The sequence below is a fragment of the Streptomyces sp. CNB091 genome (genome assembly GCF_000377965.1).
In genome coordinates this window covers 44412-63041 of the sequence record NZ_KB899014.1, presented here as the reverse complement: position 1 = coordinate 63041, position 18630 = coordinate 44412, and the positions used below count along the sequence as shown (strand labels likewise).

At 72.9% G+C, this 18630-nt stretch carries 18 protein-coding genes; 5 read left to right on the top strand and 13 right to left on the bottom strand.

Annotation, left to right across the window (positions count from 1 at the left end; translation table 11 throughout):
• From pcaDC to D581_RS0133120, 7 genes are all read right to left on the bottom strand, one after another.
• Entirely contained in the window at positions 1–1290 is a 1290-nt protein-coding gene (gene pcaDC / locus D581_RS0133150) for a bifunctional 3-oxoadipate enol-lactonase/4-carboxymuconolactone decarboxylase PcaDC (protein ID WP_026291126.1), read from the bottom strand.
• 606 nt (positions 1291–1896) lie between these two features.
• Complete coding sequence (locus D581_RS0133145) at positions 1897–2493, bottom strand: hypothetical protein (RefSeq protein WP_018961420.1); 597 nt, start codon at positions 2491–2493, stop codon at positions 1897–1899.
• A gap of 71 nt (positions 2494–2564) precedes the next feature.
• On the bottom strand, positions 2565–3731 hold the full coding sequence (locus D581_RS0133140; protein ID WP_018961419.1) for an ROK family glucokinase: 1167 nt from the start codon (positions 3729–3731) through the stop codon (positions 2565–2567).
• A gap of 133 nt (positions 3732–3864) precedes the next feature.
• Complete coding sequence (locus D581_RS0133135) at positions 3865–4734, bottom strand: ATP-binding cassette domain-containing protein (protein WP_018961418.1); 870 nt, start codon at positions 4732–4734, stop codon at positions 3865–3867.
• On the bottom strand, positions 4731–5786 hold the full coding sequence (locus D581_RS0133130; protein WP_018961417.1) for an ABC transporter permease: 1056 nt from the start codon (positions 5784–5786) through the stop codon (positions 4731–4733). The genes D581_RS0133135 and D581_RS0133130 overlap by 4 nt, the downstream gene beginning before the upstream one ends.
• On the bottom strand, positions 5783–6793 hold the full coding sequence (locus D581_RS0133125; RefSeq protein ID WP_486585909.1) for a sugar ABC transporter substrate-binding protein: 1011 nt from the start codon (positions 6791–6793) through the stop codon (positions 5783–5785). Before D581_RS0133125 ends, D581_RS0133130 begins: the two co-directional genes overlap by 4 nt.
• 377 nt (positions 6794–7170) lie before the next feature.
• Complete coding sequence (locus D581_RS0133120; protein WP_018961415.1) at positions 7171–7929, bottom strand: GntR family transcriptional regulator; 759 nt, start codon at positions 7927–7929, stop codon at positions 7171–7173.
• Positions 7930–8060: 131 nt separating this feature from the next.
• On the opposite strand from D581_RS0133120, the gene D581_RS0133115 reads away from it, so the two are divergent.
• Complete coding sequence (locus D581_RS0133115) at positions 8061–9083, top strand: Gfo/Idh/MocA family protein (RefSeq protein ID WP_018961414.1); 1023 nt, start codon at positions 8061–8063, stop codon at positions 9081–9083.
• Between the two features lie 88 nt (positions 9084–9171).
• Here D581_RS0133115 and D581_RS0133110 read toward each other — a convergent pair whose 3' ends face one another.
• The 3 genes from D581_RS0133110 to D581_RS0133100 all read right to left on the bottom strand — a co-directional run bounded on the left by D581_RS0133110 (position 9172) and on the right by D581_RS0133100 (position 12551).
• Positions 9172–10344, bottom strand: coding sequence for a cytochrome P450 (locus tag D581_RS0133110; protein WP_020679265.1), 1173 nt, complete (start codon positions 10342–10344; stop codon positions 9172–9174).
• 46 nt (positions 10345–10390) lie between these two features.
• The gene (locus D581_RS0133105; RefSeq protein WP_026291125.1) at positions 10391–11131 is read right to left on the bottom strand and encodes a response regulator transcription factor; all 741 of its coding nucleotides are present in this window, start codon (positions 11129–11131) and stop codon (positions 10391–10393) included.
• A gap of 199 nt (positions 11132–11330) precedes the next feature.
• Entirely contained in the window at positions 11331–12551 is a 1221-nt protein-coding gene (locus D581_RS0133100) for a sensor histidine kinase (protein ID WP_018961411.1), read from the bottom strand.
• 145 nt (positions 12552–12696) lie between these two features.
• Between D581_RS0133100 and D581_RS0133095 the strand changes: the two genes are divergently transcribed.
• Positions 12697–12900: a hypothetical protein gene (locus D581_RS0133095; protein WP_018961410.1), complete on the top strand. Its 204-nt coding sequence runs from the start codon at positions 12697–12699 to the stop codon at positions 12898–12900.
• A gap of 128 nt (positions 12901–13028) precedes the next feature.
• On the opposite strand, the gene D581_RS0133090 is transcribed toward D581_RS0133095, so the two are convergent.
• A complete protein-coding gene (locus D581_RS0133090; RefSeq protein WP_026291124.1) occupies positions 13029–13949 on the bottom strand; it encodes a DMT family transporter in 921 nt (306 codons plus the stop codon).
• A 242-nt stretch (positions 13950–14191) separates the two neighbouring features.
• On the opposite strand from D581_RS0133090, the gene D581_RS0133085 reads away from it, so the two are divergent.
• The 3 genes from D581_RS0133085 (at position 14192) to D581_RS0133075 (ending at position 16772) form a co-directional block, all read left to right on the top strand.
• Complete coding sequence (locus tag D581_RS0133085) at positions 14192–14833, top strand: TetR/AcrR family transcriptional regulator (protein ID WP_018961408.1); 642 nt, start codon at positions 14192–14194, stop codon at positions 14831–14833.
• Positions 14834–14959: 126 nt separating this feature from the next.
• On the top strand, positions 14960–15739 hold the full coding sequence (locus D581_RS0133080) for an SDR family NAD(P)-dependent oxidoreductase (protein WP_018961407.1): 780 nt from the start codon (positions 14960–14962) through the stop codon (positions 15737–15739).
• A gap of 202 nt (positions 15740–15941) precedes the next feature.
• A complete protein-coding gene (locus tag D581_RS0133075; protein ID WP_018961406.1) occupies positions 15942–16772 on the top strand; it encodes an aldo/keto reductase in 831 nt (276 codons plus the stop codon).
• Between the two features lie 199 nt (positions 16773–16971).
• Here D581_RS0133075 and D581_RS0133070 read toward each other — a convergent pair whose 3' ends face one another.
• Together D581_RS0133070 and alc are read right to left on the bottom strand one after the other, a co-directional pair.
• Positions 16972–17295: a putative quinol monooxygenase gene (locus D581_RS0133070; protein WP_018961405.1), complete on the bottom strand. Its 324-nt coding sequence runs from the start codon at positions 17293–17295 to the stop codon at positions 16972–16974.
• 166 nt (positions 17296–17461) lie between these two features.
• Positions 17462–18583, bottom strand: a complete 1122-nt coding sequence (gene alc, locus D581_RS0133065) for an allantoicase (protein WP_018961404.1) — start codon at positions 18581–18583, stop codon at positions 17462–17464.
• Positions 18584–18630: the final 47 nt, after the last annotated feature.

The following is an 18630-nucleotide window of genomic DNA, read 5'->3' as shown; positions in this document are numbered from 1 at the left end:
CTACGCGGGCGGCGTGGTTTCCTCCTGGATCACCTTCTGCGCGACGGCGAACGCGGCTCCGGCGGCCGGGAGTCCGCAGTAGACGGCGGTCTGGAGGAGAACTTCCTTGATCTCGGCGGGCGTCAGGCCGTTGCGCAGGGCGGCGCGGGTGTGCGCGGCCAGGCCCTCCAGGTGGCCGGAGGCGACGAGCGCGGTGAGGGTGATGCAGCTGCGGGTGCGGCGGTCGAGGCCGTCCCGGCTCCAGACCTCACCCCAGGCGTACCGGGTGACCAGCTCCTGGAAGTCCTCGGTGTAGCCGTCTGCCGAGGCGTTCACCGCGTCGACATGGGCGTCCCCCAGCACCTCCCGGCGTACCTTCGTGCCCTGCTCGTGCCGGTCGTCCGCCGTCGGCGCGGAGGTCTCGGGCATCGCGGCGGCCGGGGCGATCTCGGCCACCGGGGCGAACGGGGCCGCGGGCGTCGCGAGCCCGGGGACCAGCGGCAGCACGGGGATCGCCGCCGAGGTGTCCTGCTGCCAGGCGGTGGAGAAGTGCATCAGCAGCAGGTCGCTGACGGCGGCGGGCTGCTCGACCGGCGCGAGGTGCGAGGCCCCCGGGACGAGCGCCAGGCGGGCGTCCGGTATCCCGGCGACCAGCGTGCGGGCCTCGGCGGGCCCGGTGACCTGGTCCTCCGCCCCTACCAGCACCAGGGTGGGGACCCCGATCCGGCCCAGCGCGCCGCGGATGTCGAACGCCGCGAGCGCCTCGCAGGCGGCGATGTAGCAGCCGGGGTCGGTGGTGCGGACCATCTGCACGGCCCATTCGACGATGGCGGGCTGCGCGGCGGCGAAGCCGGGGGTGAACCAGCGCTCCGGCGCGGTGCGGGCCATCGGCTCCAGGCCGTTGGTGCGGACGATCACGCCGCGCCGGCGGAACTCGTCGGCCGTGCCGAACCGGGGCGAGGAGGCGACGAGCGCCAGCGAGGCGACCCGGTGCGGGTGGCGCAGGGCCAGGTCGGCGCCGACGGCCCCGCCGATCGAGCAGCCCGCGTAGCCGAAGCGCTGGACGCCGAGTCCGTCCAGCGTCGCGAGCAGCCGGTCGGCCAGATCGGCGACGGAGGCGGCGGCGTGCGCGGGGGCGCCGCCGTGGCCGGGAAGGTCGTAGCGGAAGACCCGCCAGTGCTGGGACAGCTCGGGAATCTGCCGGTCCCACATGTGCCACGTCGTGCCCAGCGAGGGCCCGATGACCAGGACCGGGGCGTCCTCGGGCCCGTCGAAGCGGTACTGAAGCGTCCGCGGGGCGCCGGTCGGCACCCGCGCTTCCTCCGGGGCGAGTACGGCCGGCGGTACGGAGGTGGCCTGCGAGACGGAGGCGACCGGCGGGGCGGCGGTGACCTGCGGGGCTGAAGCGGCCTGCGGTACGGAGGTGGCCTGCGAGACGGAGGCGACCGGCGGGGCGGCGGTGACCTGCGGGGCTGAAGCGGCCTGCGGTACGGAGGTGGCCGGCGGGACGGGAGCGGCCCCCGGCCCCGGGGCGGCCTGCACGGCCTGGGGTACGGAGCCGGTCTGCGCGGCAAGTGCGGCCTGGGGCACAGCCGTGGCCTGCGGTACGTGGGCGGCCGGCGGTACGTGGGTGGCCTGCGGGGCAAGCGGGGTCAGGGCCGGCTGCGCGGTCACCGGGGCCTGCGGGAACTCGGGCGTCCCGCTGTCGCCGGGGGCCGGGTAGTGCCCCGGGAAGGGCACGGGGGCCGCCGACAGGGGCACGGCGTCCGGTCCCTGGTGGGGGGCCGGAACCGCCTGGTGAGGCGCTCCGGGGTGCGGGGCGGGCCCACCGGGGTGGGGGGCCTGCACGGGCTGCGGGGTCGTCTCGCTCACTTCGCTCACTCGCTCCAGGTTACTGAGCGCCCCGCCGACCCCCGGTCAGGGGGTCGCCGCCGATACGACATACACGACGGGACTGGCCGGATCGGTCATGTTGACGGTGATGTTCTGGGTCGGGCGGGGCTTCTTGTTCTTGTGCGTGGTGCTGGCCCACTCCTCGCCCGGGCCGAAGGTCCAGCCGGTGATCTTGATGTCCCGGGGGCTGATGTCGACCGTGTCCGGCTCCAGCGCCGCGCGTCCGGTGCCCACCCCGGTCAGGAAGCGGTCGAGACCGGCGGAGGTCGTCCGGAACTTCGCGTACATCCGGCTGGCTTTCCAGTTGTTCGTCTCGTAGTACTGGACGCCCTGCCCGTTGCCGGGGATCGGGATCTCGAAGATCCGGCGCTGCATCTTGGAGGGCCAGCCCTCCCGGAGGCCCACGGCGGCCGCCTCGGCCTCCTTGTCCTGGCCCGAGCGGCGGCTCTGACCGGCCGAGATCAGCAGGTAGCCGGCCGGGATGCCGATCAGCAGCACGATGATCGTCGCGGTGATGAAACGCCGCTTGAACACATGCCGCCGGTCCTCGGGCGGCTTGCCCTCGCCGTCGCCCGGAGACTCCGACTGGTGCGGCACCACGGGGTGCTCGGCTGCGATCATGATCAGGTGGTCCTCAAGGTGCTGCGGTGACGGCGTACTGAAAGGTGGACGCCGGAAAGGGCGGCTGCGGTTCAGTCAGCGATACGGGTGGACCGCGTGTTGCGGAGGGTGCTCGCCGCCTGGTCGTAGATCTGGGCGTACCGCTCGTACCGCTCGACGCGCCGCCGGTTGGCCCGGCGGAATCGGCGGGCGACCAGCCGGGCCAGGTCCGCGGCGCCGACCATACCCGCCTCGGGGCCGAGCTGCGCCTTCGCGATCCGGGCCTCGGGGCGGTAGCCGCGGCCGGTGAGGTGACGCTTGAAGGCGTCCCTGGCGGGGTTGATCAGCAGGTCGTCGGCGGCGCTGACGCCGCCTCCGATGACGAAGCAGGAGGGGTCGAGCGCCGCGGCCAGATTGGCGATGCCGATGCCGAGCCACTGGCCGATGTCCTGGAGCAGCTCGATGCACATCGCGTCGCCCTCGCGGGCCAGTTCGGTGATGAGCGGGCCGGTGATGTCGGGGATGTTCCCCTTCACCCGGTCCAGCAGGTAGTGCGCCACCGGGGAGTCGGCGGCAGCCAGCTCCCTGGCCTCGCGGACCAGGGCGTTGCCGGAGCTGTACTGCTCCCAGCAGCCCCGGTTGCCGCACGGGCAGCGGTGGCCCGAGGGCACGACCTGCATGTGGCCGAACTCACCGGCCACGCCGTACTTGCCGCGCTTGACCTGACCGTCCTCCAGGATCGCGCCGCCGATCCCCGTACCGAGGGTGATCATGACGAGATGGTCCTCGCCGCGCCCCGCCCCGAAGCGCCATTCCGCCCAGGCGGCGGTGTTGGCGTCGTTGTCGACCATCACGGGGACGACCAGACGGGACGCGATCGCGTCGCGCAGGGGCTCGTCGCGCCAGGCGAGGTGCGGGGCGAACAGCACCTTGGAGCGGTCGGCGTCCACCCAGCCCGCCGCGCCGATGCCCACCGCGTGGACGTCGTGGCGGTCGGAGAGGTCCAGGACCAGTTCGACGATGGTGTCCTCGACTACCTTGGGGCTCTTGGACTTGTCGGGCGTCTCGGTGCGGAGCTGTTCCAGGATGTTGCCGTCGGCGTCGACGACGCCCGCCATCACCTTGGTGCCGCCGATGTCGATCCCGACCGTGGGGACCCGGGGGGCGGTGAGATGCGAGCGGCGTTCCTTGGTGCCGACGGTCTTGAGGACGGTGGCGCGGGCGGAGCCGCGGTGTGCGAAGTCGCGGTACGTGCTCATCGTCCCTGCGGGGTCTGGGGGGCCGGGCCGCTGTCGCGGCCGGCGGCGGACGGCGCCCGCCGGGCTCGATTCTGCCACTGCCCGGCACCGGCGGGCCGGTGGGCGGGGTCGGCCGCGCCGGGACGGTCGCCGCTCAGGGAGTCCCGCCCTTCGCGCCGTGGGCGCCCGGGAGGGTGGGGGTCGGGGTGCGTTCCAGCTCGTGGCTGAGCTCCTCCAGCTCGCTGCCGCCCGCCATCTGCCGGGTCAGCTCGTCCAGCGTGACGTCGTCCTTGGTGTGGCTGCCGGACATCGCGCCGCGCTTGAGGAGGATGAAGCGGTCTCCGACGAGGTGGGCGTGGTGCGGGTTGTGGGTGATGAGGACCACGCCGAGGCCGGCGTCCCGGGCGGCCGCCACGTACTTGAGGACCACGCCGGACTGCTTGACGCCGAGGGCGGCGGTCGGCTCGTCCAGGACCAGGACCTTCGCGCCGAAGTAGACGGCGCGGGCGATGGCCACGCACTGGCGCTCGCCGCCGGACAGGGTGCCGATGGGCTGGTCGACGTCGCGCAGGTCGATGCCCATGCGCAGCAGTTCGGTACGGGTCGTCTCGCGCATCCTCCGGACGTCGAGGCGCTTGAAGGGGCCGAAGCCGACGGTGGGCTCGGAGCCGAGGAAGAAGTTCCGCCAGACCGGCATCAGCGGGACGACGGCGAGGTCCTGGTAGACGGTGGCGATGCCCCGGTCCAGGGCGTCGCGCGGGTTGGCGAGGGTGGTCTCCTCCCCCTCGATCAGGAAGCGTCCGGCGTCGTGCCGGTGCAGCCCCGCGATGATCTTGATGAGGGTGGACTTGCCGGCGCCGTTGTCCCCGAGGACACAGGTGATCTGGCCCGCGTGGACCTCCAGCGAGACGTGTTCCAGGGCCTTGATGTTGCCGTAGAACTTGGACACGTCGTCCAGCTCGACCAGCGGTCCGGCGGTCGCTTCCCCGGTCGCTCCCGCGGTCTCTTCAGGGGTGGCCGTCATGCCGTCGCCTCCGCGCGCTTGCGCACCCACGCGTTGAGCAGGGTGGCCATGAGCAGCATCGCTCCCAGGAAGAATTTGAACCAGTCCGGGTTCCACTCGGCGTACACGATGCCCTTGCTGGTCATGCCGAAGATGAAGGCGCCGACGGCCGAGCCGATCGCGGAGCCGTAGCCGCCGGTGATCAGACAGCCGCCGATGACGGCGGCGATGATGTACGTCAGCTCGTTGCCGACGCCCTCGCCGGACTGGACGACGTCGTAGCTGAACAGCAGGTGCTGGCCGGAGACCCAGGCGGCGAAGGCGACGCCCAGATAGAGCCCGATCTTGGTGCGGATGACGGGGACGCCGACCGCGCGCGCCGCGTCGGCCTCGCCGCCGACGGCGAAGATCCAGTTTCCGAAGCGGGTACGGAGGAGGATCCAGGTGGCCACGCCGACGAGCGCCGCCCACCACAGGATCGTCACCTTGAACTCGACGCCGCCGAGGGTCAGCGTCGAGGCGAACAGCGCGCGGGCCGAGTCGAAGCCCTCCATGTCGCCGATCGTCTTGGTCGAGACGGTGCCGCTGATGAGCTTGGTGAAGCCGAGGTTCAGACCGGTCAGCATCAGGAACGTGCCGAGCGTGATGATGAAGCTCGGCAGTTTGGTGCGGGTCAGCATGAAGCCGTTGAACGCGCCGATGGCGAGCGTGACCAGCAGCGACACGAGGACGCCGACCCAGACGTTGGCCGTCATCTGGTAGCTGAACATCGAGGAGATCAGCGCGGAGCTGGTCACCATGACCCCGGCGGAGAGGTCGAACTCGCCGCCGATCATCAACAGCGCGACCGGCGCGGCCATGATGCCGAGGACGGAGGCCGCGTACAGCACGGTGCCGAGGCTGGAGGCCTGGAGGAAGCTGTCGGCGACGATCGCGAAGAAGAGGAAGACGGCCGCCGCGCCGACGACCGAGCCGAGTTCGGGGCGGCCGAGCAGCTTGCGCAGCGGTGAGGTGCGTACCAGCCGCTCGTCCACCTGCGACGGCGCCTGGGGGGCGGCGGTGGAGCCGCTCATCGGGTTCCCCGCTTGGTGAGGTCGGCCAGGGCGTCGGCGTCGTCCTTGGTGATGATCTGCGGGCCGGTGAGGACGGGCAGGCCGCCGCCGAGGACGTTGCGGTTGTAGCGGTGGAGCCAGAGCAGGTCGACGGCCTGGTAGCCCTGGAGGTAGGGCTGCTGGTCGACGGCGAAGCCGAGCTTGTCGGTCTGGAGGCCGGTGGCGACCTTGGCGTTGAGGTCGAAGGTGTCGATCTCGGCCTTGCTGCCGGCCGTCTGCTTGGCCTGGACGGCGGCGTCGGCGAAGGGGGCCCCGAGGGTGACGACCGCGTCGATGCTCTTGTCGGACTGGAGCTTGGCCTCGATGGACGCGGTGACGTCGGGCATGTTGGTGCCGTCGACGTACAGGTTCTGCATCGTGCCGTCGAAGGTCTTCTTCGCCCCGGCGCAGCGCTGCTCGTGGCCCACGTTGCCCTGCTCGTGCAGGACGCACAGGGCCTTCTCGCGGCCCCGGCTGTTCAGCTCGTCGCCGACGGCCTCGCCGGCGATCGACTCGTCCTGGCCGATGTGGGTGAGCGCGCCGAACTCCTTGGACTCCGCGGAGCCGGAGTTCACGGTGACGACCGGGATGCCGGCCTTGACGGCCTTGGCGACCACGGCCTTCATCGCGTCCGGCTTGGCCAGCGAGACGATCAGCCCGTCGACCTTCTTGTCGATCGCGGTCTGGACGAGCTGGGCCTGCTGGTTGGCCTCGTCGTTGTGCGAGTAGAGGAAGTTGATGTTGTCCTTGAGGGCCGCCTGCTCGGCGCCCTTCTGGACGATGTCCCAGAAGGTGTCGCCGTCGCCCGAGTGGGTGACCATGGCGAAGGTCCAGCGCGGCGTGTTCACCGCGGCCCGTCCCTCGGCCGCGGCGGCGGCGCGCTCCTCGGCGCGCTTGCCGCCGGTGCTGCTGCATCCCGCGAGGGAGGCGCCCAGCACCACTGCCAGCACGGCGCCCATCGCGCGTACCCCTGTCCGAACCCTTGCCACGACGCCGTGCCCTTCTACTGCTGCTCGCTGTGCTGCTTGACGGGGCCGGGGAGTGTGCGGTCCCGGCCCGGCTGCCCAAGTATCCCCGAGCGCCGCCCCTCGGCGCCCGCACCCCCAGCCCGTCCCGCGTTTGAGGGCGGACCCCTTGCGTGGGCGGGCCCGACGGACACAGGAGCCTGGGGCACAGGACCCGCCGAGCGCAACCCGTGTGCCCGCACCATTTCAGCCCGTCCGGCGCTTGAGGACGGAACCCTTGCGTGGGTGGGCCGGCAGACACAGGGACCCGGAGCACAGCCACCCGCCAGGTGCGGCCTCGTCCACAGCGACGGTTCCGTCCTCAAACGCCGGACGGCTGGATCAGCGGGTTCGCCTACCGCTCAGGCGCGTACCAGGAGCTGGAACTCGAAGGCGTACCGCTCCGCCCGGTAGACGTGCGAGCCGAACTCGACGACCCGGCCGGTGTCGTCGTATGTCGTGCGCTCCATCGTCAGCAACGGCGCGCCCACGGGCTCCACCAGCACCCGCGCCTGCCGGTCGTCCGCGGCGCGCGCGCCGACGGTCTGGCGGGCACTGTGCAGGGTGACGCCGGACGCCCGCATCAGCCGGTAGAGGCCGGTGGACTCCAGTTCCTCGGTGAGCAGGGGAAGCAGCCCGGGGGGCAGGTGGTTGCGCAGGAGGGCCATCGGTTCGCCGTGGGCGCTGCGCAGCCGTTCGACGAGGTGGACCTCGCTCCCCTCGGCGACGCCGAGCGCGGCGGCGACCTCGGCGGTGGCCGGTTCCATGGTGTTGCGCAGGACGCTGGTGGCGGGGCGCTGGCCGGCCGCCTCCAGGTCGTCGTAGAGCGAGCTGAGCTCCAGCGTGCGGCGGACCTTGCTGTGGACGACCTGGGTGCCGACTCCCCGGCGGCGGACCATCAGGCCCTTGTCGACGAGCGACTGGATGGCCTGGCGGACGGTCGGCCGGGACAGGCCGAGGCGGGCTGCGAGGTCGATCTCGTTCCCGAGCAGGGCGCCCGGGGCCAGCCGGCCCTGCTCCACGGCGGCCTCCAGCTGCTGTGCCAGCTGGAAGTAGAGCGGCACCGGGCTGGTGCGGTCCACGCTCAGCGGCAGCGGCCGGTCGGATCCATGTGCGGTCACGGGGCGAGCGTAGTTCGCTTGTCCGGACAAAGCCATGGCGTACCGGGACGAGGAGCCGCCGATCGGTGCGGCCACCATTTGTCAGGACAAACGCTTGACATGATGACCGGGCGAACGTCACCTTGGGGCCCATGCGCATCGGACTGATCGGAACGGGACGGATCGGCACATTCCATGCGGAGGTGCTGAGCCGTCACCCAGCCGTGGACGCCCTGCTGCTGGCGGACGCGGACCCGGAGCGGGCGGCCGGAGCCGCGGCGCGGACGGGAGGGACGGCCGTCCCGGTGGACGATCTGTTCGCCGGGGAGGACGCCGCCGCCGGGGGCCCGCCCGACGCCGTGGTGATCTGTTCGGCGACCTCGGCCCATGCCGGGCTCATCGCACGCGCCGCCCGCGCCGGACTGCCCGTTTTCTGCGAGAAGCCGATCGCCCTGGACCTGCCGGGCACCCTCGCCGCGCTCGCGGAGGTCGAGGCGGCGGGCAGCGTGCTCCAGCTCGGCTTCATGCGCCGCTTCGACGCCGGGTACGGCGAGGCCAGGGCCGCCGTACGGGAGGGGAGGCTCGGCCGGCTGCACACCGTGCGCACGGTCAGCTCCGACCCCGCCCCGCCGCCCGCCGCCTACCTCCCGCTCTCGGGCGGGCTGTACCGCGACTGCCTGGTCCACGACTTCGACATCCTGCGCTGGGTGACGGGCCGCGAGGTGAGCGAGGTGTACGCCACCGGCTCGGACTCCGGACCCGCGATGTTCCGGGAGGCCGGGGACGTGGACACGGCCGCCGCCCTGCTCACCCTCGACGACGGGACGCTCGCCACCGCCACCGCGACCCGGTGCAACGGAGCCGGGTACGACGTACGGATGGAGCTGGCCGGCGAACGGGACCAGATCGCCGTCGGCCTGGACGACCGTACGCCGCTGACCTCGGCCGAGCCCGGTGGCCCCGGCGCACCGGCGAAGCCCTGGCCGGGGTTCCTGGAACGGTTCGCCCCGGCGTACGAGGCGGAACTGGACGCGTTCCTGCGGGTGGCCCGCGGCGAACGGGCCAATCCGTGCGACGGGCGGGAGGCCCTGCACGCCCTGCGGATCGCCGAGGCGTGCGAGGTCTCCCGCCGCGAACGCCGGCCGGTGGCGATGACGGAGATCCCCAGCGGCTGAACCGGCCCCGGCCCTCCGTCACCGCCGACCGGAGGCTCACCGGCCCCCGCATCGGCATCCCGGTGCGCAGGGCCGGGGGGTCCGGGCCTCACCAGCGCACCGGCAGCCCCCGCGCACCGCGCATCAGCAGACCGGGCAGCCAGTCCAGCTCGCCGCCGGACGGGTCGCGGGCGAGGTCGGGGAAGCGTTCCAGCAGGGCGCCTATCGCGATGCGGGCCTCCATGCGGGCGAGCGGCGCGCCCAGGCAGTAGTGCGCGCCGTGGCCGAAGCCCAGGTGCCCCTGGGGTTCGCGGCGGATGTCGAAGGTGTCCGGGTCGGGGAAGCGGCCCGGGTCGCGGTCGGCGGAGGCCAGGGCGATGAGGACCGGCTCGTCGCGCGGTATCACGGTGTCGCCGATCGTGACCGGCTCCCGGGTGAAGCGCATGGTGGCGGTCTCCACCGGTCCGTCGTAGCGCAGCATCTCCTCGACGGCGTTGTCGAGCAGCCCGGGGTCGGCGCGCAACAGGGCCAGCTGGCCGGGGTGGTCGAGCAGGGCCCGGACGCCGTTGGCGATCAGATTGACGGTGGTCTCGTGACCGGCGACCAGCAACAGGAAGGCCATGCCGACCAGTTCGGCGGAGGAGAGCGAGTCGCCGTCCTCCTCCCCGGTCCGGATCAGCCCGCTCAGCAGGTCGTCGCCGGGCGAACGGCGTTTGTTCTCGATGAGTTCGACGAGGTAGGCGCCCATCGCACCGGCCGGGTCGGCGTTCCGCTGCTCCGGGGTGGGGGTGACGATGCCGCTGGAGAGTGCCCGGAAGGCGTCCCGGTCGATGTCCGGGACGCCGAGGAGTTCGCAGATCACGGTCATCGGCAGCGGGAAGGCCAGCGCGTCCACCAGGTCCGCGGCGCCCCGGGGCGCCATGGCGTCGAGCAGGTTGCCGGTGATCTCGGTGACGCGTGGACGCAGTGCCTCGATGCGCCGGGCGGTGAACTCGCGGCTGACCAGCCGGCGCAGCCGGGTGTGGTGCGGGGCGTCCAGCTCCAGCATGTTGGCGCTGAGCACGGCCTCGGGGGCGGTCCAGCGTCCGCTGGTCCGCCAGTCCTTGCCGAGCCGCTGGTCGGCGAGAGCGGCGCGGGCCTCCGCGTAACCGACGACCAGCCAGACCCGCTCCATCTCCTCGGTGCGCACGGCGTGCACCGGCCCTTCGGCCCGCAGCTTCGCGTAGTACGGATAGGGGTTCGCGGTGAAGTCCGGCAGGTCGCGCAGATCGAGCACAGTCATGGTGGTCAGCCCCTTTTCCGTTCCGGCCCGTTCCGGCCCGCTCCGGTCAGCGTAGGCCGCCCCCGCCCTCCCCGTCCGTGTCGAGGAGTCCCGCGTCATGGACCAACAGCGCGATCTGGACACGGTTGTTCAGTTCGAGTTTGGCGAGAATCCGGGAGACGTGGGTCTTGACCGTCGCGACACTGAGGTAGAGGGAGCCCGCGATCTCCGCATTGGAGCCACCGCGTCCGACGGCGACGGCCACTTCCTTCTCCCGCTCGGCGAGTTGGTCGAAGCGCCTGCGTGCACGGTCGGCGCGGCCGGCCCGGTCGTCGTGTCCGCCCCCCGCGGCGCGCGCCATCAACTGGCGGGTGACGGCGGGCGAGAGCACCGGGTCGCCGGCGGCGACCCGGCGGACCGAATCGACGATCCGGGCCGGCGGGGTGTCTTTCAGGACGAATCCGGCCGCCCCGGCCCGGATGGCCCGGAGCACCTGTTCGTCCGCGTGGAACGTGGTGAGGACGACGACTTCGGGTGCTCCCGGTCGGCGGCGCAGCCGTTCGGTAGCGGTGAGACCGTCCATGACCGGCATCCGGATGTCCATCAGGACGACGTCCGGGTGCAGTCGTTCGACCAGTTCCTCGACCTCGTCGCCGTCCGCGCCCTCCCCCACGATGTCGATGCCCTCGTCACCGCCGAGCATCAGGGTCAGTCCGGCCCGGACCAGCGGGTCGTCGTCGACGATCAGCAGCCGGACGGGCGGGGGCGTGGGTGACGCCGGGGACGTGGGGGACGCCGGGGTGTTCATGACGGCCACCGTAGCCAGCCGGTGAGCGGGCCCCGTACGGCGGGCGTCGCGGCCACGGGCCTCCGGGAGTACGTCACGGCCACGGGCCGCCGGGCACGCGTCACGGTCCCGGCCCTCCGGGAACACGTCACTGCCACGCCCCTCCGGGAACACGTCACCGTCCCGGCCCTCCGGCGGGGCCCCGCGCCGCCCCGGGGGTTCACGCGGCGGGCCACGGCAGGCGGGCCCGGACCGCGAAGCCGCCGTCCTCCGTCGGGCCGTGCTCCAGCCCGCCGCCGGCGAGCGTGGCGCGTTCGGTGAGGCCGATGAGCCCCTGGCCCGATCCGGGGACCCGCTCGAAGGGTTCGGTGGGGGCGGGGTTCTCCACCTCGATGGTGAGCCCCTGGCCGGGGCCGCCCGTCACGGTGAGGGAGACCTCGGCGCCGGGCGCGTGCTTGCGTGCGTTGGTCAGACACTCCTGGGCGATCCGGTAGACCGTGCGGCCGGTGGCGGCGGGGGCGTCCTGGGGGTCGGCGACCCTGTTGTCGACGGCGACCTTCATGCCCGCGAGCCGGGACTCGGCGATGAGGGCGTCCAGGGTGGCGAGGGTGGGCTGGGGCCGGTCGCCCTCGTCGGTGTCGCCTGGCCCGCGCAGGACGCCGATGATCTCGCGGAGGTCCTGGAGGGCCTCGTGGGCGCTGTCCCGGATGACGCCGGCGGCCCGGCCGACCTCGGCGGCGGGGGCGTCGGGCCGGAACTCGAGGGCCCCGGCGTGCACGCTGAGCAGGGTCAGCCGGTGGGCCAGGACGTCGTGCATCTCGCGGGCGATGGCCTCCCGGGCCAGCCGCTGGGCCTGTTCGGCGCGCAGCGCCGCCTCGGCCTCGGCTCGGCGGGCCCGTTCGCGGAGGGAGAGGACGAGCTGGCGCCGGGAGCGTACGACCATGCCCCAGCTGAGGACCAGCAGGACGAGCAGGACCCCGAAGATGACCGAGACCAGGAAGGTCGTCGCGGGGTCGGGGCGCAGGAGGGGCTGCAGAGGAGCCACGATCAGCGCGCCCGCGCCGACGATCGCCACCGGCTTGAAGGGGCGGTGCACGGCCAGGCTGAAGAGGGCCACCATCAGCGCCCCGGCGGCCACGGGTTCGACGATGCAGACGACGGTCAGCACGGCGGCGAGCCCGACGGGCCAGCGTCGTCGGAGCCAGAGCGCGCAGCAGGCCGCCGCGCCGACCACCGAGTCGACGAGGACGAAGACGTCCGCCGTGGTCTCGTCGGCGTCGATCGCGGTGAGTGCCAGCAGGCCGAAGCCCGCGGCACAGAGGAAGACCGTGATGTCGACGGCCCAGTCCCGCACGGTGCGCCGCGTCCGGGACCGGTCGCCGGGCAGCTCGGGATCGGCCATGGCCGAGGGGAGCAGCCAGCGGTACTCGGTGCGCGTCATATCGACAAAGTTACGCAGCCGGGAAGCCCGGAGGGGCCCTGCGCGGCGAGGGAGCGACCAAAGTCGTGGGACCGGCTACTTTCGGCGCGGCGGACGGGACCGGTGGCCGACGCGGCGGGTGCTGGGCGGGCGGGAGGCTCGGCCCATGAAGAAAATCGTCGAGACGATCGGGTTCCTCGTCTTCGCCCAGGGCGCAGGCGGGCTGCTGTACGAGTGGACGGGCTGGTTCCGGCTGTGGACGGTGGTGCGGCGGATCGACTTCCTCAGCGACCGGGGGCTGTTCGTCAACATCGTGCTGATCGTGGCGGGGGCGGCCGTGATGATCGCCGCGGACTCGATCAAGTCCTGACGCCGGAGAACAAGTCTTGACGGCATGAACACGTCCTGACGGCGGCGATCAGCTCCTGACAGCGGTGAACACGTCCTGACGGCGGTGGTCAGCCCCTGACAGCGGTGAACACGTCCTGACGCCGTCGATCAGGCAGCCCGGTCCGCGCCGCGTCGGCCCCACGCGGTGCCCGCCAGGACGAGAACCGCCCCGGCGGCGCCGAGCAGTCCGAGCCGTTCGCCGCCCAGGCTGATGCCGACGGCGGCGGCCCACAGCGGTTCCGTACCGAGCAGCAGGCTGACCCGCGACGGCGACGTGCGGCGTACGGACCACATCTGCACGAAGAACGCGAACAGCGTGCAGAACACCGAGAGGAAGACCAGGCCCGCCCACTCCCGGGCGCCGAAGTCCGCCGCCGCGCTCCACGGCGAGGCGCCGGTGCCGGGGACGGCGGCGAGCACGGCGAAGACGGCGACCGCGGCCCCGAGCTGGACGGTGGTGAGGGAGAGCGAGTCGGCGTCCTGGACAGCCTTGATCCTGGCCATCGCCAGGACGTGGACGGTCCGGGCGAGGGCGGCGAGGAGCATCAGGAGGTCGCCGCCCGAGGGGCTCGTGAACCCGCCGCCCTGGGTCAGCAGGACCACTCCGGCGACGGAGAGCCCGGCCGCCGCGACGAATCCGGCCGACGGGCGCACCCGGGTCACGGCGGCCTCGGCCAGCGGCGTGAAGATCATGGTGAGGCTGATGATCAGCCCGGCGTTGGTGGCGGAGGTGTGCACCACCCCGTACGTCTCCAGCAGGAAGATGCCGCTCAGCACGAGGCCCAGCAGCCCGGCGCCCCGCCACTGCGCACCGGTCAGCGCCCGCAGCCTGCGCCATCCGGTCGCCACGAGCACCGGCAGCACGATCGCGAAGCGCAGGACGAGGACGGCGATGACCGTGTGGGCGGTGGTGATGCCCTTGGCCGCGAGGTAGCTGGCGCCCCAGACGACAGCGACCGCCAGCACGGGCAGATCGGTGACCCAGGCGCGGCGCGGGGGTGCGAGGGCGGGCACGGCTACAGCGGACACCTGGATCTCCTGTGATCTCCACGGAACGTGTTGTGGAGACCTCACCGGCTCGCACGCGGAGCGATCACGCTATCCGCTGGACTCCAGAAAAAGGAACACCTGTCTCAACGCTCGGAGCGTTCCGGGGCATCACCCGTGGTCAGCGGCGGTCGAGCCGTTCGGCCGGACTCCGCAGGGTCCTTCGGCCGCGCCACCGCTCCCTAGACTGACGCCTCGATAACTCTGAGGCACGGAGTGGTCACATGACGTCGTTGAGAGCGGACGGGCGGGTCGAGCGGGGGAACCAGACCCGGCAGTTGATCCTGGGGCGGGCGGTGCAGATCGCCTCGGTCGAAGGGCTGGAGGGCCTGTCGCTGGGGCGGCTGGCCACCGAGCTCGGGCTGAGCAAGAGCGGGGTGTTCGCGCTGTTCGGCTCGAAGGAGGGGCTCCAGCTGGCCACCGTGCGGGGGGCGGTGGCCATATACGTCGACCATGTGCTGCGCCCCACCCGGTCGGTGCCGCCGGGGCTCGGACGGGTCTGGCAACTGTGCGAGGCGTGGATCGCGTACTCCCGCGAGCGGGTGTTCCGGGGCGGTTGCTTCTTCTACGCCGCCACGGCCGAGTTCGACGCCCGCGGCGGCAGGGTGCACGACGCCCTGGCGTCCGCGCAGACCGGCTGGGTCACCTTCGTGGAGCAGACGATCGAGGAGGCCAGGGCCGCCGGGGAGCTGGCCGGGGACACCGACGTGTGCCAGCTGGCGTTCGAGGTGATCGCCCTGCTGGAGCTGGCCAACGCCGAGTCGGTGCTCCAGAACAACAACCTCGGCTACGACAAGGCGGCGCGGGCCATCCTGATCCGGCTGCGGGCCGCGGCGACGGATCCCGCACTGCTGCCCGCACGGTAGGCGGCCCGGGCTGCCGGATCCCCTGTCGGCCGTGGGCGTCCGATACCCGCCGGTGCGCGGGCCCCGGCCCGCGTTTGCTGGGGGATGTCGTCGAAGCGACGGCGTCCCTCAGCAAAGGAACCGGCCATGTCCAGCACCCTGCCCACCACCGCCCCCGCCACTGTCACCACCGCCCTCCCGGCCCGGGCCGCCCTGGTCACCGGAGGCAGCCGGGGCATCGGTGCCGCGATCGCGCTGCGGCTCGCCCAGGACGGCGTGGACGTCGCCGTCACCTATGTCCAGGACGAGGCGGCGGCCCGTGCGGTCGTCGCGAAGATCGAGGGCTTCGGCCGCCGGGGCGTCGCGCTGCGCAGCGACGCGGCGGACGCCGACGCGGGCGCCGACGCCGTGCACCGGGCGGCGGACGCGCTCGGCCGGCTCGACATCCTGGTCAACAACGCGGGCATCGGTGTCCTCGGCCCGATCTCCGCGCTCGCCGGGCCGGAGGTGGACCGGACGCTGGCGGTGAACGTGCGGGCGGTCTTCCTCGCCTGCCGGGCGGCGGCGGAGCGGCTGGCCGACGGCGGCCGCATCGTCTCCGTGGGCTCCGCCCTGAGCCGGTACGTGGGCGGGCCCGGCTCCGCCCTCTACGGGCTCAGCAAGTCCGCCCTGGTCGGGCTGACCAAGCCGCTCGCCCGGGAGCTGGGACCGCGCGGCATCACGGTGAACCTGATCCAGCCGGGGGCCGTGGACACCGATCTCAACCCGGCCGACGGACCGTACGCCGAGGGCCAGCGCGCGGCCAACGCGCTGGGCCGCTTCGGCACGACGGAGGAGATCGCCTCGCTCGTCGCATACCTCGTGAGCGCGGAGGCGGGGTTCATCACGGGCACGGAGCTCGTCGTGGACGGCGGCCACGCGGCCTGAGCGCCGCCTGAGCGGCTCCCGGGCGGAGCTGCGCCACCGCCCGGCGCACGCGCGGTCCCGTCCGCCGACGGTAGCTCGCCCGCCGCTCCCCCGGGCGGCCCCCGGAGCGCTCCTCCGTCGGCCCCGTCCGGCTGCCCCCGTCCCGGCCACGCCCCTACGCTGGCCGGGACGGGGGCAGCGACGGGAAGGACGGGACCAGTACATGTCCGGCACACCGGTTCAGGCGCTCAACGACGGCACGCGACTCCCCGCGGTGGGGCTCGGCACCTACCCGTTGGACGACGCGGCGGCCGAGGAGGCCGTCGCCGGGGCCCTGGAGCTCGGCTACCGGCTGGTCGACACGGCCCTCAACTACGGCAACGAGACCGGCACCGGCCGGGGCGTCGCCCGCAGCGGAGTCCCCCGCGAGGAGGTCCGCCTCACCACGAAGGTGCCCGGCCGCCACCACGGGTACGAGGAGACGCTCGCCTCGTTCGAGGAGTCGCGGGCCCGCCTGGGCGTCGAGTACGTGGACCTCTATCTGATCCACTGGCCGCTCCCCCGCCTCGACAAGTACGTGGACACCTGGAAGGCGATGATCCGGCTCCGCGAGGACGGTCTCGTCCGCTCGATCGGCGTCTCCAACTTCACCGCCGCGCAGCTGGAACGGCTGGAGCGGGAGACGGGCGTGCTGCCCTCGGTGAACCAGATCGAGATGCACCCGCTGCTGCCGCAGGAGGAGCTGCGTGCGGTGCACGCGGCGAAGGGCATCGTCACGGAGAGCTGGAGCCCGCTGGCCCGGGGCCGCGAGGTGCTGGAGGATCCCTCGACCGTGGCGATCGCGGAGGACCACGGGGTGAGCCCCGGGCAGGTGGTGCTGCGCTGGCACACCCAGCTGGGCGCGGTGCCGATCCCGAAGTCGGCGGACCCGGGCCGGCAGCGCGAGAACCTGGATCTGTTCGGGTTCGAGCTGACGGCGCAGGAGCTGACGACGATCGCGTCCGGGCGGCAGCGGCGGTTCGGCGGCGACCCGGAGTCCCACGAGGAGTTCTAGGCCCTGTCGTCGAGCTCCCGCCTGCCCCACGGCGCCATGCACGCACTCTCGCCGCACCGGGCCCACGCCCGAGTACGTCCAGTACGAGGACCTGCGCCCGGCACACCGAGAGCACGCACCTGACCCCGCGGGGCCGCCCTCCGGGCGACGACGGGAGTTCGACGACAGGGCCTAGCGGGAGGTGAACGGGCCGTGCCGGTCAGCGGTTACGCGGGGTGACCTCCGCCATCCGGGACCAGCCGGTGCCCTCCACCTCGACGTTGATGATCTCGGGGACCTCGGCCACCAGCTCCGACATCGTCGCGATCGCCGCCTTGAAGTGTTCGGAGTTCACGTGCGCCTCACCGGCCGCCGCGTCGGCGAAGGCCTCCAGCAGGACGAACTCGTTGGGGTTCTCCACACTGTGCGACCAGTCGAAGAAGAGGTTGCCGGGCTCGCGGCGGGTGGCGACGGTGAAGGCGTCCAGCCGGGTGAGCCACTCCTCGGGGTCGAGGGCGGTGAACTTGACGGCGATGAAGATCATGGGGGGGGCTCCTGGTCGAGGCGTCGGAAAGTGCGGCTCGCCCGGCCTTCGGGGCCCGCTCACCGCACCTCGACCAGGGTGACACACCCTCACGTAACGGGACTGGCCGGGCGCACCGCGATCCCCCTGCGACCGCGGTGCGCCAGGTGCCGGGCGCGTTCAGGGATCAGCCGCCGAGCTCCCGGTGACGGGCCGCCAGGGCCGCGGCGCCCTCGTCGGTGAGCGATCCGAACAGCCGGAGCCGGGAGATGCCGCCGTCCGGGTAGATGTCGATCCGTACGTGCGTGGCGCGGACGGTTCCGTCCAGGACGAAGCGGTGGTTGGTGTCGGGCTGGAGCCGGGTCCGGGGAAGGACCTCCGTCCGGTCGCCGTCCTCGCCGTCCCGTACCGAGAGGCTCGCCCAGCCCGCGGAGTTGCCCTTGAGGTAGGCGGTGTCGATCTCGACGGCCCGGATCCCGGACTGTGCGGCGAGACGGTAGCTGATCCAGTCGTTGCCCCGGTCGCGCCGGCGGCGGGTCTCCCAGCCGTCGTCCATCTTCCGCGAGCGGCCCGGCTGGATGGTGTGGGTGGCCGGGGAGTAGAAGCGGTCGGAGGCGTCCTCGACCTGGCCGCCGTTCTCCAGGGCCGCGAGGTCGAACGTACCGAGCGCGCCGAGCCAGGCGGGGTCGGGGACGACCTCCCCGTACACGCGCAGCCGGGCGATCCCGCCGTCCGGGTGCTGGTTGACCCGCAGGTGGGTGAAGCGCTGCTCGGCGTCGACGGCGAACCCGTTGGCCGCGTGACCCCCGACCGCCGTACGGGGGACGAGCGTCGTCCACTTCACGTCGGGGACGAGGAGGTCCTCGGGGGACGGGGAGCCGGGCAGTGCGACCGCCTCGACGGAGACCGCCTGCGGGTAGTTGCCGCGGAAGTGGGCGGTGTCCAGGACGATGCCCCGGATGACGCCGGGCGCGCCGAGCCGGACGAGGGCCCAGTCGTGGTCGTCGGCGGTGGGGTGCGGTTCGGCGGCGCTGACACCGCGTCGGCGGCGGGTCTCCCAGCCGTCCATGATCTTGCCCTTGTGCCCGAAGTGCTCCGGGTCGAAGACGGCGGGCCCGGGCTTGAGGAGGTTCTCGCGCTCGGCGAAGAACTCGTCGTTGGCGGCGATGACGCCCGCCCCGAGACGACGGTCGGCCAGGTCGACGAGGTGGGTGAAGGGGAAGTCGGCGGTGCGGTGGTCGGCGTACGGGTCGCCGCCCGCGTAGGGGCTTGCGTCGCCGGTGAAGCGCGGTATCGCGGCGTCCGTCATGGTCAGGGGTTCCTTTCGGGCACGGTCAGGGGCGCGTTCGGGGAGCG